Genomic DNA, 13,731 nt, shown 5'->3' with positions numbered 1-13,731 from the left:
CGCGCAGCGCGCCGGATGGTGCACTACGCGGCTCACGCTCCGCGCTTCAGTCGAACGTCACGATGACTTTGTCCGCGGCACCCGGAGTCCTGGCGAGCGTGAGCGCGCGCTCTACCTCGGCGAACGGCACCAGGTCACTGATGATGTGCTGATACTTCTGCCAATCGGCGATGATCGAATCAGTCACCGAGAAGATCTCGGTGGGGTATCCCATCGAGAGCCGAATATCGACTTCGCTCGTCAGCGCCTGTTGCAGATCCAGCTCAACTGCATCCTTATAGACAGCGACGATGGTGTAGACAGCACGATGTTTGACCGCTGACATCACGGTCTGGAACACCGCTGGCGCTCCCGCTGCATCCAGGTACACGTCTGTAGCCGGGCGAGGAGGCGCACCGTAGAACCCCGGCACCTCGCCGTGAAGCTCGCGAAGCCGCGCGACGACATCCTCTTCCGCCGAGTTGATCACGGCATCTGCCCCGACGGCCAGCGCCTTCTCGAGCCGTCTCGCCACTACATCGACGACGACGACATGCTCCGCACCTTTCGCTGCGAGCCCGATCGCCGCCCCCAGCCCGATCGGGCCGGCGCCGAACACCACGGCCTTCGTGCCTTGAGTCGCACCGGAGCGGTTCACGCCGTGATAGGCCACCGCCATCGGCTCGTTCAATGCAGCAACGCTCCAGGGAATCTCTGAAGGGATCACGCGAAAATCTTGTCCGGCGATAGCGTCAGGGAGGAGCAGGAATTCGGCCAGCGCACCCCGGGGCCCGCCATTGCCGATGACGCCGTCCTGCGCCATCGGGTTGATCACGACATGATCACCGACGGCGACACCGGACACCGATGCTCCGACCGCCACGACCTCCCCCGCGGGCTCATGGCCCAAAGGGGTCTCGGTGAAGTGAGGCGGCGCCCCGCCCATTTCCACATACAACGAGTCTGAACCGCAGATGCCGCACGCGCGTATCCGCACGAGAACATCTCCCGGCCCCGGTCGCGGCTGCTCCACGGTCACGCGCGACGCGACGCTCGGTGAAGTGACAATAATCGATTCCATCTCTTGCCCCTCAGGAGTTGAATGCAGGAAGCTCGACGGCACCGCTCGCTACCGCAGCGACGACGCCACCATCGACAAGCAGATCGATACCGGTCACGAAAGAACCGGCGTCCGAGAAAAGGAATTCGACGGCACCGGCGATGTCATCCGGCGAACCGAGCCGGCCGCTGCCGGACGCCTCGACCATCGCGCGCATGATCCCACCCGACTCTCCATCGAGCTCCTGTCGGCCCATCTTGGTGGAGATGATGCCGGGGCTGATGGTGTTGATGCGAGCACCACGAGCGCCCCACACCGTACTCGCTGACTGCACACGCAGTTGATTCGCACGCTTCGCGAACGAGTACGCATCTCCCGCGTGCAAGAAGGCGTCAACGGACGCGGCGGGAAGATCGAGCAGCTCGTCGGTTGCCGCCGACCGAAGCTGAGCTTCGACGTTCGGGTCGATCGGCGAGCGCAGGTAGGCGGAACTGCTCGAGATGACGACACCGGCCCCTCCCGATTGGATGACCTCGCCGAACTCGTCCAGCACGAGGGCCACTCCGAGCAGATCCACCGCGAGTACCGCAGCCGTCGGCGCCTGCGCGGGAGACAGACCGGCTGTGTGCAGCACATGCCTCACCGGGCCCCTACGTGTCAGGGTTGAGTGAGTCCACCGGTTTATAGCAAGTCCGCCTCGTGGGGCGAGTTGAAGGATCACCAATCTGATGAGTTTGAGTTCCCCGGTCGCGGTCGTCGCGGCCGATGATGGAGTCGTGAGCGCACCCTCGATCCCGGACGGGCCGACGCGTCGGCGTTCGTTCTCGCCGGGCCAGAAGTTGCAGTACCTGTCCGAGTACGAGGTCGCGTGCGAGACGGGTGAGGGCGCGGGATACCTGCGCCGACATGGCCTGTACTCGTCGCTGATCTCGGAGTGGCGCAAGCAGCGCGACGCGGGTCTGCTGGAGGGCAAGAACCCCGGCGAAGCGGTCGGTCGTCCCAGCGCCGCGCAGGCCGAGAACGCCCGGTTGAAGGCGCAACTGCGGAAGGCCGAGGTGGAGTTGTCGATGACGCGGACGGCGTTGGAGATCATGGGAAAAGCGCACGCGCTCTTGGGGCAGATCTCCGAGAGCGCGGACACCGACCCGCGGCGCGGGAAGCGCTCATGAACACCTACGTCGAACTGGCCGCCGCGGACGTGCCGACCCGGCAGGCGGCAGCCCTGACCGGCGTGGCGCGTGCGACCGCGACCCGCGCCGCCTCCCGCGCACGCCGACCGGACCCCGAGCCGCCGTCGGCTCGTCCTGCCCCAGCGAACAAGCTCTCGAGCGTCGAGCGGTCGCTGGTGCTGTCCACGCTCAACAGTGACGAGTTCGTCGACAAGCCGCCGTTGCAGATCTATCCCATCCTGCTCGAGCGCGGCGAATACGTGGGCTCGGTCTCGACCATGTATCGGGTGCTGCGCGAGCACACGCAGGTACGGGAGCGGCGCCGGCTCGCGACCCATCCGCCGCGGAAGGTGCCGGAGCTGATCGCGACCGCCGTCGGGCAGGTCTATACCTGGGACATCACGAAACTCGCCGGCCCTGTCAAAGGCACGTACTACGACGCGTACGTGATGATCGACATCTTCTCCCGCTACATCGTCGGCGCCATCGTGCACGCCTGCGAGGACGGCCTACTCGCCAAGGAGATGATGACCGACGCGTTCGGGATCCACGGCACCCCCGAGGTCGTGCACTCCGACGGCGGCCCCTCGATGACGTCGAAGACCGTCCGCACCCTGCTCGCCGATCTCGGCGTGACCGCGTCCCGCTCCCGACCGCACGTGTCCAATGACAACCCCTACTCCGAAGCGCTGTTCAAGACGATGAAGTACCTGCCCGTCTTCCCCGACCGGTTCGTCTCCCTCGCCCACGCACGGCAGTTCCTGGACGAATTCGTGCACGCCTACAACCACCACCACCGGCACACCGGCATCGGCATGCACACGCCCGCCGACGTGCACTACGGGCACGCCGACGCCATCGACCGCGACCGAGACGCCACACTCGAGGCCGCCCGCCGCGCCCACCCCGAACGGTTCACGACGCGACAGACGCGACCGAAGATCCTCGACCGAGACCCGGCCGCGTGGATCAACCAGCCACCAACCGACGAGATCCAACTCGCCGCCTAACACCCACCGGCCTCACTCGCCTTGACAAATTCCGCTCGGTGTCGACGGTGAACATGACTCCGGATGCTCCGATGTCGGAGCGCACCATCCGCTGCACGCCCACCGACAATGCGACGTCGTGGTGATCGAAGCCGTTGTGCACCCGGTAAGAGATCGCACGGTCGTTGTAGAGCGAGGAGAACACCTGCTTCACCGCCTGCAGGATGTTGTCGATGCCCGAGATGTTGAGGAAGGTCTCCTGCTGACCGGCGAAGGAGGCGTCCGGGAGGTCTTCTGCGGTGGCCGACGAGCGGACGGCCCAGGAGACGGCATCCGGGGTCGGGTCGTTCTCGACCAGGCGTGCGTACGCAGCGCGGATGTCGCGTTCGATTTCGGCGGGCAGGGGCTGCTGCTCGATCCATTCACGCACCGCGGCACCCACGCGCGAGAGCTGAGTGACATCATCGACGTCAATGGCTTCGACGGCTTCGCGGATGCGGGCGTCCAGGCCATTGGTTGTCAGGAACGCGCGGTACGCGTCGGCGGTCGTCGCGAAACCACCTGGCACGCGCACGCCGAGATCGGAGAGGTGGGAGACCATCTCGCCGAGAGAGGCGTTCTTGCCACCGACCTGAGGAAGGTCCGCCATGCCGACCTCGTCGAACCAGAGGATGTTGCTCATAGTGATGCCTCTTTCACTGGGTTTGTTAAAAGCACGATCACGCACGCAGCTTCATGGTCTGCATGATGACCGCGGACATCTCCTCGACGCTTTTGGTCGAAGAGTTCAGGAAGGGAACACGGTTTCGTCGATAGAGGTCTTCGGCACGGCGCAACTCGATGGTGCACTGCTCGAGGCTGGAGTACTGCGAACTCGGACGGCGCTCGTGACGCACCTGGCTCAGTCGCAGAGGCGTGGTGGTGAGTCCGAAGCAGCGAGCGCCGTACTTCGCGACCGCGCGCGGGAGTCCTTCAGCCGGGTAGTCGTCGTCTGTGAGGGGGTAGTTCGCGACGCGCAGACCGTGCTGCAGTGCGAGATACATCGTCGTCGGCGTCTTGCCACAGCGCGATGGGGCGATGATGACGACGTCGGCCTGGTCGAGAGCACGGGAGCTCTGCCCGTCGTCATGCTCGATCGCGTATTCGACGGCGCGCATCCGCGCGAAGTACCGGTCGGTGTCGCCGAGGCCGTGATAGTTGCCGAGCTGCTCGGATGCTGTCACGCCGAGCGCCTGCTCGAGCTCGGTCAGATGCCCGGCGAGCAGGTCGATGAGTGTGGCGCGGGATTCTTGGAGAATGCCGCGCAGCGCCGCCTGCTTGACAGTGATGAACAACAGCGGCTCTCGGCCCTGTTCCGCGTCGGCATTGATGCTGGAGCCTCCGCCTCCGTGAGCACGAAGGGGATCGTGTGCTTGAAGAAGCGGATGCCGGGAAAGTTCGCGAGGAGCGCGTTGCCGAGGGTTTCAGCCGTGACACCCGTGCTGTCCGAGACGAAGTATGCGGCGCGGGGAGCGGCGTCGTCTTGCGCTGCAGGGAGGGGGATAATTCAAAACTATGCAAGGTTCAACGCTTCTCGTGACCAAATCAAGGTGAAGGAATCGCGCTTCTTTCCTGCAGAGTAAGAGCCCGCGACGGCCTGGGCCTGTCGAAGGGCCGCCGTAGACTGCTTAACCCCGCTTCAACAGCGCAGCCAGTGCCTGCCCGCCACCGATGCACATCGTGACGATCGCGTATTCTCCCCCGGTACGCTGCAGCGTTAGCGCGGCCCGTAACGTCAGGATCGCACCCGTAGCGCCAACCGGGTGCCCCAGCGCGATCGCTCCGCCGTAAGGGTTCACCTGAGCCGGGTCGAGTTCCGTATCGCGAATCACTGCAAGCGCCTGTGACGCGAACGCCTCGTTCAGCTCGATTGTCGAGATATCCGAGGGCGTGAGTCCGGTCTGTTTGAACAGCTTCTTCAGCGCGAGCGTGGGCGCGTAGCCCATGATCTCCGGCTCAAGTGCCGCGGTGGTCACCGCCTCGATCGTTGCGAGAACGGGAGCACCCTCGGCGCGCGCATCTGTCTCACGCATCAGCACCGTAGCCGCAGCACCATCGTTGATGCCGGAGGCATTGCCCGCAGTGACGGTACCATCCTTGACGAAAGCCGACTGCAAGCAAGCGAGCGTCTCCAGAGTCGTCTCCGGTCGCGGGTGTTCATCGCGAGACACCTCAACGGGCTTACGGCCCGACGTAGTCACTGAAACGATCTCTTCAACAAAAGCAGCCTGAGCCTCGGAAGCCGCCGCCCTTCGCTGCGACTCGAGGGCGAAAGCATCCTGCTCTTGCCGAGTCACACCGAATCGAGACGCGACGTTCTCGGCCGTCGTTCCCATGTGCTTCTCGGTGAACGGATCCGTGAGCATCGCGATCGTGCCGTCGAGCAGTTGGCGATGTCCGAGCCGGTCGTTGAACCGCGCGTTGAAGTCATAGAACGGCATTCGCGTCATGTTCTCGGCACCGCCGGCGACAGCAACATCGATACCGCCCCACAGCAGCTCCTGCGCCGCCGACCAGATCGCCTGCAGCCCCGACCCGCACAGTCGATTCACCGTGAATGCCGGCGTATTGACGTCGAGACCGGCAGACAAAGCGATCCGACGCGAGATATAGGCATCCCCTGCGACCTGACCGATGTTGCCGATGACGACCTCGCCGACGCGGTCACCCGAGATACCCGAGCGCTTCAGCGCCTCAACCGTCGCCGCAGCACCGAGCTCATGCGCAGGAGTGTCCTTGAACGCCCCACCAAAACGACCCACCGGGGTCCGCGCCCCGGCGACGATCGCGATCTTCTCCCGCGAGGTAGACATCATCCCGCCGCTTCTTCAGCCCGCTCCAGCACATCGATCGCCGCAGTATCCGGCACGTACTCCTCGATGTGACGCTCATCCGGACCGTTGTACGCAGACAACGGCCTGATCAGCGCATTCGACGCCTGCTGCTCGAGGATGTGCGCGGTCCAACCGGTGATACGCGACGCGATGAACAGCGGCGTGAAGGTGAGGGTGTCGTAGCCGATGAGGTTATACGCCGGTCCCGACGGGTAGTCGAGGTTGGGGTAGATGCCCTTGCGCGAGACGAACTCGTCCTCGAGCGTCGAGTACAGCTCCGCGACATCCGGACGGTCGTAGTGCTCGACGAGAGTGTCGAGGGCTGCCTTCATCGTGGGCACACGCGAATCGCCGCGCTTATACACGCGGTGGCCGAAGCCCATGATCTTGCGCTTTTCGGCGAGCGCGGTGTCGAGCCAGCCCTTCACCTCGGATGCCGTACCGATCTCATCGAAGATGTGCATGACGGCCTCGTTGGCGCCACCGTGCAGCGGTCCCTTCAGCGCACCGATCGCGCCGACCACGGCCGAGTACAGGTCGCTCAGCGTCGAGGTGATCACGCGCGCCGTGAACGTGGACGCGTTGAACGAGTGCTCCGCGTAGAGGATCATCGAGCGGTTGAACGCGTCGACGACCTCCGGGGCGGCTTCTTCACCGAACGTCAGCCACAGGAAGTTCGCGGCGTAGTCGAGGTCATCACGCGACTCGACGGCCTCCTGGCCGCGACGACGACGCTGGCCGTAGGACACGATCGCCGGAAGAGCCGCGAACAGCTTGAGGCTGCGCTCGAGGTTCTCCTCCGGAGTGCCGACGGCATCCAGTACGTTGCTGATGCCGGCCGTCTCGATCGCGCCGATCACGCTGACCGCGGTGCGCACCTCGTCCATCGGGTGCGAATCGATCGGGAGGCGATCGATGGCCTCCTTCACCGCGGGGGCGAGCGCACGGTTCGCGCGCTCGGTCGCGCGGAAGGCTTCCAATTCCGAGGAAGTCGGCAGCTCGCCGTGCCACAGCAGGTAGGCGACGGCCTCGAACGACTGGGTCGCGGCGAGTTCCTGCACCGGATAGCCACGGTAGAGCAGGCTGTTCGTCTCGGGGTTGACCTTGCTGATCGCCGTCTCATCCGCGACGACCCCTGCGAGGCCCTTCTTGATGTCGTTGTCAGTCATACCGTGCTCCTTTGCAGATTGCGTTTCGTCACTTCGACTCACGGAGGCCCGCACTGAGCGAGCGTAGCGAGTCGAAGTGTCCTCAATGCGTTTCGTCTCGCTTCGCTCGCTCAACGACCCGCGGGTGCGACCGACTATCGGTCGACGGTGAAGTTGAAGACGCCGGAGTCGAAATGGTTGTACGACTCGTAGTCGATGAGGTCATACAGGTCTGCGCGATGCTGCATCTCGCCGAGCTTGCTCGTGAGATGCCCCTCGTCGTTCAGCGTATCGAGCGCACGACCCGCCGCGCCCATCGCGATGCGCAGCAGCGACACCGGCCAGATGACGATGTTCACGCCGACATCGCGCAGCTGGTCGACGCTGAACAGATCCGACTTCCCGAACTCGGTCATGTTCGCCAGGATCGGCACGTCCACAGCATCCCGGATCGCCGCGAACTCCTCGAGAGAGCGCATTGCCTCGGGGAAGATCGCGTCGGCCCCGGCATCCACCAGCGCCTTGGCGCGATCCTTCGCGGCCACGAGACCGTCGACGGCGGCGATGTCGGTGCGCGCCATGATGAGGAAGTTCTCGTCACGGCGCGCGTCGACGGCGGCACGGATGCGCTTCGCCGCCGTGCCGAGATCAACCACGGCCTTGCCATCGAGATGACCGCAGCGCTTCGGGTTGATCTGATCCTCGATATGGGCTCCGGCAAGGCCAGCGTCCTCGAGCGTCTGGATCGTGCGAGCCACATTCATCGGCTCGCCGAAGCCGGTGTCGGCGTCGATGATCGCCGGCAGCTCGGTCATCCGTGCGATCTGCTGACCGCGGCCCGCGACCTCGGTGAGCGTGGTGAGTCCGATGTCCGGCAGCCCCAGGTCGGCAGAGAGGACGGCGCCCGAGATATAGACGCCCTCGAAGCCTTTCTGCTCGATGAGGCGTGCGGAGAGCGGATTGAACGCGCCAGGGAAACGCAGCAGTTCACCGGTGGCGAGACGCTCGCGGAAGAGGCGGCGTTTCTCGGCGGGGGTGGTGGTGGAATACAGCATTAGAAGTCCTTTCGGTGGATCGCCGGACGCTTCGACAGGCTCAGCGACCGGCTAAGGCTCAGGCTCAGCGACCGGGTAAGGCTCAGGCTCAGCGACCGGCTGCGGCCCCGAGCCCTGAGCCCGTCGAAGGGCGTCATCAGAACAACCCCTTGGTGGTGGGCTCGGATGCCACGACACCCGGCTTCGCGATGATCGAGAGCTCGGCGACCTCAGCGGCGGTGAGCTCCGGCAGGCGCTGCACGAGCGACAGGAACCGCTCGATCTCCTCAGACGACAGCACCGGCTCAGCCAGCAGGCGGAACTTCGCGATGTAGTTCTCGCGGGCGAAGGGCCTGGCGCCGAGCGGGTGCGCATCCGCGACCGCGATCTCGTCGACCAGCGTCGAGCCATCGGTGAAGGTGATCTCCACGCGACCGCCGAACGCCTTCTCCGCGATGTCGTTGGAGTGGTAGCGACGTGTCCACTCGGCATCCTCGAGCGTCGTGACCCTGTTCCACAACTCGACGGTGTCCGCACGACCGGCACGCTCAGGAGCATACGAGTCGACGTGGTGCCAGCTGCCATCCTGCAGCGCCACGGTGAAAATGTACGGGATCGAGTGGTCGAGCGTCTCGCGCGACGCGGTCGGGTCGTACTTCTGCGGGTCGTTCGCGCCAGAGCCGATCACGTAGTGCGTGTGGTGCGAGGTGTGCAGCACAACGGACTCGATGTCATGCCAGGTGCGCCCTTCGACAGGCTCAGGGAGCGAGAAATATTCCTTGTGCAGCTTCCGCGCCAGGTCGATCCAGGCCTGCGCCTGATACTCCGCGGAGTGCTCCTTCGTGTACGAGTCGAGGATCGCGCGCTTCGCTTCGCCCTTGGGGGGCAGCGGCACTTCGTACGCGGCATCCGGGCCGTCCAGCATCCAGGCGATCACGCCGTCTTCACCTTCGTAGATCGGCGAGGGGCTGGTCTGGCCGCGCATGGCGCGATCGACCGCCTCGACGGCCATCTTGCCTGCGAACGCCGGGGCGTGCGCCTTCCACGTCGAGATCTCGCCCTTGCGGCTCTGCCGTGTGGCGGTGGTGGTGTGCAGCGCCTGCGAAACGGCCTGGTAGATCGTCTCGGCGTCGAGGCCGAGAAGCGTGCCGATCCCGGCGGCGGCCGAAGGGCCGAGGTGCGCGACATGGTCGATCTTGTGCTTGTGCAGGCAGATCGCCTTCACCAAGTCGACCTGAATCTCGTAGCCGGTGGCGATGCCGCGGACGAGGGCACGCCCGTCGGCCCCGGTGTGCTGGGCGACCGCGAGGATCGGCGGGATATTGTCACCCGGGTGGGAGTACTCCGCGGCGAGGAAGGTGTCGTGGTAATCGAGCTCACGCACGGCGACGCCGTTGGCCCAGGCCGCCCACTCAGGGCTGGTGTGCGCATCGAGCGGTGCGCCGAAGACAGTCGCGCCCTTGCCACCGGTCGAGACGGGGTGGCTGAACGCCTGGTCGCGGGCCGCGATGATCGGGCCTCGGGTGAGGGATGCTGCGGCGACGGAGGCATTGTCGATGATGCGGTTGATGATCATGTCGACGACGTCCTGCTCGACCTCGACGGCATCCGTCGCGACCTCGGCGATCTTCCATGCCAGCTGGTTCTCGCGGGGCAGGTCTTCTTCGCTCTTGTAGACGCGGACGTGGTGGGTGACGGTCATGGCTGTCCTTCGTTCTCGGTGCGCTCGGGGTTCTGAGCGATGTCTGGGTTGTGGATGCTCCCGAGGATGCTGGTGAGAGCGTTCCGCAGATGCACATGCGTGGCGTGCGCGGCGAGGTCGCCGTCGCGTTCGGCGAGGGCCTCGGCGATGAGCCGGTGCTCGGCGACGGATGCTTCGAGCCGAGCAGGGTTGTCGCGAGACAGCCGGCGCACTCGCACGAGATGCGTGCGCACGGTGCGCAGGGCGGCGGCGATGTAGTCGTTGTCGACCGCAGCATCCACCGCCCGATCGAAGCGCGCGATGAGCGCGTAGTAGCCGTCGCGCCCCGTCGCGGCATCGAGGGATGCTCCGGCATCCGCGAACTCGGCGGCAAGGCGCGCGAACAGCTCGGCGTCGCCGCGTGCGGCGGCGAGGCGGGCGGCCGACTCCTCCAGCGCGCGGCGGATCTCGAAGAGCGATCGGATGTCGTCGGCGTCGATGTCCGTCACAACCGTGACCCTCGGCGACTGCTGCTCGACCAGGCCGTCGGCGCTGAGCTGCTGCAGCGCTTCTCGCAGCGGCGTGCGGCTGACGCCGAGACGGGAGGCCTGCTCGACCTCGGCGAGAACTGTGCCTGGAGCGAGATCGCCGGACTGGATCTCCTCGAGCAGCGTCGCGTAGGCGCGATCACTCGCCCTGGTTCGCTCGGGAGTGGTGCCCTCGACAGTGGTGCTCACACGGCTAGTGTATACATAAATTGTCCATACGGGCACGCTCGCTCATTGCGAGCAAGAGAACGTATACAAATCACCCTCTGGTGCGCAGTCTCCCGAGAGCGTATATTTATATACATGGATGATCTTCGAACAATGCGCCTCGCTGCAGGACTCACCCAGGCCGAGCTCGCCGCACGCGCCGGAACGGCACGGCCGAACATCGCAGCATACGAGTCCGGCACGAAAGCCCTGTCACCGGAACTGCGAACCCGACTGATCAACGCCATGCGACCTCGGCCAAGCGAAGCACTCGCGGGCCGTGAGACAGAGGTCGCGCGGATCGTCGCAGCTTACGGGGCGACTCGCGTACGCGTGTTCGGTTCGACGGCGAAGGGTGACGACACCCCCGAGTCCGATCTCGACCTCCTCGTCGACTTCGGGACGAACACGTCTCTGTACACGGTCGTCGCAATGGAGGACGAAATCTCGGCACTGCTAGGAGTCGAGGTCGATCTGGTCTCCGGCCGGACTGCGAACGAGGAGATGAAACGCACCGCCTTCGATCTGCCGATGCCCGAGAAGGTCGCAGGATGACGGCGGATCCAGTGCGTCAGAACCGAGAGCGGGAAGCGAGGATCGAGCCGAATCTTGCCGCGATCGAGTCGCTCTTACGGCAGTGCGTTGACATCGCCGGCCGAGGCGAGAGCGCGTTCTTCGTTGACGACTTCGTCAACCGCTATGCGTCATATGCCGCACTGATCCAGATCGGCAACGCGGTGAAGGACCTCCCCTCGGCGTTTCGCGACTCGCATGCGGAAGCGAACTGGCGAGCGCTCATGAACACCCGCGACAAAGTCGGTCACATTTACGGCGAGGGCATCGACTGGCAGATCATCTGGAAGACCCTCGTGGAGAACGCGCCGGGCGACCTCGCCGCGGTCACCCGGATCCGCGACGCGCTGTGAAAGCCAGTTCCCCTGCTTCGAACTCGTTCCGCGGGCATCATGGCGATCTCCCCGGTCGCTCAACCTGCGTCAGTCACGCCTTCATACAGTCCGATCGAGTTGCCGTCTGGGTCACTGATCGCCGCCCACCAGCTCGTCTCGGTGATCGGCTGCTTCTCCAGCAGTACCGTCGCGCCGGCCTCGACGGCAGCGGCCATGGTCTCATCGATCGAATCGACCTCGACGTACGAGCGCGGCTGAGCGAAGTCGGCGCTGCGCGGGGCGAGCCCTCCCCCGCTGATCTTGTTCGGCGCCTGCCACATCGGATAGCCCTCGAACCCGGGCATCTCCGCGATCTCCCAGCCGAAGAGCCCCGAGTAGAAGGCTTTGGCGCGTTCCATGTCACCCACCGGGATGTCGATGTGCGTGATGTCTCCGTGTGCCATTTCGGTCCTATCCATTGATCCCTGAGCCCTTCGACAGGCTCAGGGGCCATTCGAAGGGTCCGGGCCCGTGCGAGCACCGGCACGGCCAGTTTCGTCCGACGTGCCCTCGACTTCAAGAGCATCCACGAACTGTTCACCGGGTGTGGCGAGTGCCGGATCCCCCGACTGCGCGGCCGCTGGCTCACCGAGCTTAACGACGACGACTCCGGCGAGCACCAGCGCCGCCCCGAGACCCTGCAGAAGGTTCGGAAGCTGATCGAGCAGCAGCCACCCGAACAGCAGCGCCGCCAGGACTTCGGCGAGCGCGATGAACGACGCCAGACGCGAGCCGAGCAGACGCGTCGACGCGATCCCGAGCACGTACGCCAGCGCGGTCGCGATGATCCCGATGGCGAGCACCGGCACGAACCACGGGACGGTTTCGAACCGGTAGGTGACGTCATCCGTGTTCCAGGCGATCGGAAGGATGCCGATCAGACCCGCCGCGGTCAGGCCGATCGCGCCGACGAAGAGGCCGGCTCCGGCGAGCACGAGCGGAGGGAGCCCCGTGTCGCTCTTCGCGGACAGGATGAAGTAGGCCGCCGCGCCCACCATCGCACCGAACGCCCACAGCACTCCGCCGATGTCGACGCTGCGCCCCGACAGCACGTCGAGCATGAGGATGAGGCCCACGAAAGCGATAAGTGCGCCCAGGATGCTGCGACCGGTGGGCTTCTCGCCCCGCCGCATCCACAGCCAGAGCACGACGGCGATCGGCGCGGTGTACTCGATGAGCAGAGCGAGTCCGACATCCATCACTGCGACGGCCTGGAAGTAGAACAGCTGCGTGGCCGTCACGGCGAGCAGTCCGTACGCCGCGATGACCCCCGCATTGCGCTGCATGAGTCGCCATCGTCCACGCAGTGCGATGACGGTGGGGATGAGCAGCACGAGCGCCGCGACCCAGATCCGCACGGTCACCGCTGCACCCGGCGTCCAGCCCGCATCGATCAATCCACGTGCCCAGGCGCCGGACATCCCGAACGCGAATGCCGCGCCGATCGCGAGCGGGAGGCCGAGCCGCAAGCCGGACCGGACGCGACTGTCATCTACCAAAGTGCTCATGATCAATGACGCTATCGGCCGCGGATGTAAGGTGTCAATATGCTCTTCACAGATGACACGGTCGAAGCGCTGCGCGCCGCTGTCCACCTCGCCAACACTGCAGAGGACCCCGACACGCTCGAGACGGGGCACGACTTCGAGGAGTTCCTCACGACCTTCCCGTACACGGGGCGTATCGACTGCGACGCCGACGAGTTGGCGGCCATCCGCAGCCTGCGACCACGGCTTCGCGGGATGCTGCTCGCTCCACGTGACGCGATGGTGGAAGAGATCAACGACGCACTGCGCGAGGTGACCTTCGACGCCCACGTCGTCCGCCACGACGGGGCGGACTGGCATCTGCACGCGGTCGCCGATGACCGGCCGCTCGCCGAGCGCATCCTCGCCGAAACAGCGATGGCGCTGCTCGACGTCGTCCGCGCAGAGGAGGGCAGCCGCCTCGCGGTGTGCGCCGACGAGGAGTGCGAGGGGATCGTCCTCGATCTCTCCCGCAACCGCTCGCGTCGGTACTGCTCCACGACCTGCACGAACCGCAACGCGGTGGCCGCCTACCGGGCGCGGCAGCGGTGACGGAATCGACCCTTCGAC

13 protein-coding genes and 2 pseudogenes are annotated in these 13,731 nt (G+C 65.5%); 4 read left to right on the top strand and 11 right to left on the bottom strand.

Features of this window, described 5'->3' with window-relative positions; translation table 11 throughout:
* Nucleotides 1-46: 46 nt before the first annotated feature.
* Entirely contained in the window at nt 47-1,102 is a 1,056-nt protein-coding gene (locus tag JF52_RS0109120) for a zinc-dependent alcohol dehydrogenase (protein WP_235272350.1), read from the bottom strand.
* The gene (locus JF52_RS0109115; protein WP_235272349.1) at nt 1,071-1,673 is read right to left on the bottom strand and encodes an SDR family oxidoreductase; all 603 of its coding nucleotides are present in this window, start codon (nt 1,671-1,673) and stop codon (nt 1,071-1,073) included. The genes JF52_RS0109120 and JF52_RS0109115 overlap by 32 nt, the downstream gene beginning before the upstream one ends.
* Nucleotides 1,674-1,767: 94 nt before the next feature.
* Between JF52_RS0109115 and JF52_RS0109105 the strand changes: the two genes are divergently transcribed.
* Nucleotides 1,768-3,218, top strand: a protein-coding gene (locus tag JF52_RS0109105; RefSeq protein ID WP_223309011.1) for an IS3 family transposase whose coding sequence is annotated in 2 segments (ribosomal slippage) — nt 1,768-2,143 and nt 2,143-3,218 — 1,452 coding nt in all. Because the reading frame shifts where the segments join, the coding sequence is not laid out codon by codon here.
* Between the two features lie 13 nt (nt 3,219-3,231).
* Here the strand turns inward: JF52_RS0109105 and JF52_RS0109100 are convergent.
* From JF52_RS0109100 to JF52_RS0109070, 7 genes and pseudogenes are all read right to left on the bottom strand, one after another.
* Nucleotides 3,232-3,879, bottom strand: a pseudogene (locus tag JF52_RS0109100) (PEP/pyruvate-binding domain-containing protein); the annotation flags it as partial.
* 37 nt (nt 3,880-3,916) lie between these two features.
* Nucleotides 3,917-4,740, bottom strand: a pseudogene (locus JF52_RS16310) (pyruvate, water dikinase regulatory protein).
* Nucleotides 4,741-4,864: 124 nt separating this feature from the next.
* Nucleotides 4,865-6,049 (bottom strand): thiolase family protein, encoded by a 1,185-nt coding sequence (locus JF52_RS0109090; protein ID WP_033105874.1) that lies wholly within the window; start codon nt 6,047-6,049, stop codon nt 4,865-4,867.
* Nucleotides 6,049-7,239, bottom strand: a complete 1,191-nt coding sequence (locus JF52_RS0109085; RefSeq protein WP_033105873.1) for a bifunctional 2-methylcitrate synthase/citrate synthase — start codon at nt 7,237-7,239, stop codon at nt 6,049-6,051. Before JF52_RS0109085 ends, JF52_RS0109090 begins: the two co-directional genes overlap by 1 nt.
* Nucleotides 7,240-7,373: 134 nt before the next feature.
* On the bottom strand, nt 7,374-8,273 hold the full coding sequence (gene prpB, locus JF52_RS0109080; RefSeq protein ID WP_033105872.1) for a methylisocitrate lyase: 900 nt from the start codon (nt 8,271-8,273) through the stop codon (nt 7,374-7,376).
* Between the two features lie 136 nt (nt 8,274-8,409).
* Nucleotides 8,410-9,954, bottom strand: a complete 1,545-nt coding sequence (locus tag JF52_RS0109075; RefSeq protein WP_033105871.1) for an MmgE/PrpD family protein — start codon at nt 9,952-9,954, stop codon at nt 8,410-8,412.
* The gene (locus tag JF52_RS0109070; protein WP_052166863.1) at nt 9,951-10,670 is read right to left on the bottom strand and encodes a GntR family transcriptional regulator; all 720 of its coding nucleotides are present in this window, start codon (nt 10,668-10,670) and stop codon (nt 9,951-9,953) included. The genes JF52_RS0109075 and JF52_RS0109070 overlap by 4 nt, the downstream gene beginning before the upstream one ends.
* Before the next feature lie 114 nt (nt 10,671-10,784).
* Between JF52_RS0109070 and JF52_RS0109065 the strand changes: the two genes are divergently transcribed.
* Nucleotides 10,785-11,243: a nucleotidyltransferase domain-containing protein gene (locus tag JF52_RS0109065; RefSeq protein ID WP_033105870.1), complete on the top strand. Its 459-nt coding sequence runs from the start codon at nt 10,785-10,787 to the stop codon at nt 11,241-11,243.
* Nucleotides 11,240-11,614: a HepT-like ribonuclease domain-containing protein gene (locus JF52_RS16535; protein WP_052166861.1), complete on the top strand. Its 375-nt coding sequence runs from the start codon at nt 11,240-11,242 to the stop codon at nt 11,612-11,614. The genes JF52_RS0109065 and JF52_RS16535 overlap by 4 nt, the downstream gene beginning before the upstream one ends.
* A 59-nt stretch (nt 11,615-11,673) precedes the next feature.
* On the opposite strand, the gene JF52_RS0109055 is transcribed toward JF52_RS16535, so the two are convergent.
* Nucleotides 11,674-12,039 carry a VOC family protein gene (locus JF52_RS0109055; RefSeq protein ID WP_033105869.1) on the bottom strand — a complete coding sequence of 122 codons (366 nt, stop codon included), beginning with the start codon at nt 12,037-12,039 and terminating at the stop codon, nt 11,674-11,676.
* A gap of 39 nt (nt 12,040-12,078) precedes the next feature.
* The gene (locus tag JF52_RS0109050) at nt 12,079-13,143 is read right to left on the bottom strand and encodes an EamA family transporter (RefSeq protein WP_084595723.1); all 1,065 of its coding nucleotides are present in this window, start codon (nt 13,141-13,143) and stop codon (nt 12,079-12,081) included.
* A 39-nt stretch (nt 13,144-13,182) separates the two neighbouring features.
* Here JF52_RS0109050 and JF52_RS0109045 point away from each other — a divergent pair, with 39 nt between their 5' ends.
* Complete coding sequence (locus tag JF52_RS0109045; RefSeq protein WP_033105868.1) at nt 13,183-13,713, top strand: CGNR zinc finger domain-containing protein; 531 nt, start codon at nt 13,183-13,185, stop codon at nt 13,711-13,713.
* Nucleotides 13,714-13,731 lie beyond the last annotated feature (18 nt).

Source organism: Microbacterium profundi (genome assembly GCF_000763375.1).
GTDB lineage: Bacteria > Actinomycetota > Actinomycetes > Actinomycetales > Microbacteriaceae > Microbacterium > Microbacterium profundi.
Note: the sequence above shows the minus strand (reverse complement) of the source record. Positions and strands in the feature narration are given on the sequence as shown.

Coding starts and splice junctions, on each gene's coding strand:
- JF52_RS0109085 (WP_033105873.1), bottom strand. CDS start 7,239: ATGACTGACAACGACATCAAGAAGGGCCTCGCAGGGGTCGTCGCGGAT.
- JF52_RS0109045 (WP_033105868.1), top strand. CDS start 13,183: ATGCTCTTCACAGATGACACGGTCGAAGCGCTGCGCGCCGCTGTCCAC.
- prpB (WP_033105872.1), bottom strand. CDS start 8,273: ATGCTGTATTCCACCACCACCCCCGCCGAGAAACGCCGCCTCTTCCGC.
- JF52_RS0109055 (WP_033105869.1), bottom strand. CDS start 12,039: ATGGCACACGGAGACATCACGCACATCGACATCCCGGTGGGTGACATG.
- JF52_RS0109065 (WP_033105870.1), top strand. CDS start 10,785: ATGGATGATCTTCGAACAATGCGCCTCGCTGCAGGACTCACCCAGGCC.
- JF52_RS0109075 (WP_033105871.1), bottom strand. CDS start 9,954: ATGACCGTCACCCACCACGTCCGCGTCTACAAGAGCGAAGAAGACCTG.
- JF52_RS16535 (WP_052166861.1), top strand. CDS start 11,240: ATGACGGCGGATCCAGTGCGTCAGAACCGAGAGCGGGAAGCGAGGATC.
- JF52_RS0109090 (WP_033105874.1), bottom strand. CDS start 6,049: ATGTCTACCTCGCGGGAGAAGATCGCGATCGTCGCCGGGGCGCGGACC.
- JF52_RS0109050 (WP_084595723.1), bottom strand. CDS start 13,143: ATGAGCACTTTGGTAGATGACAGTCGCGTCCGGTCCGGCTTGCGGCTC.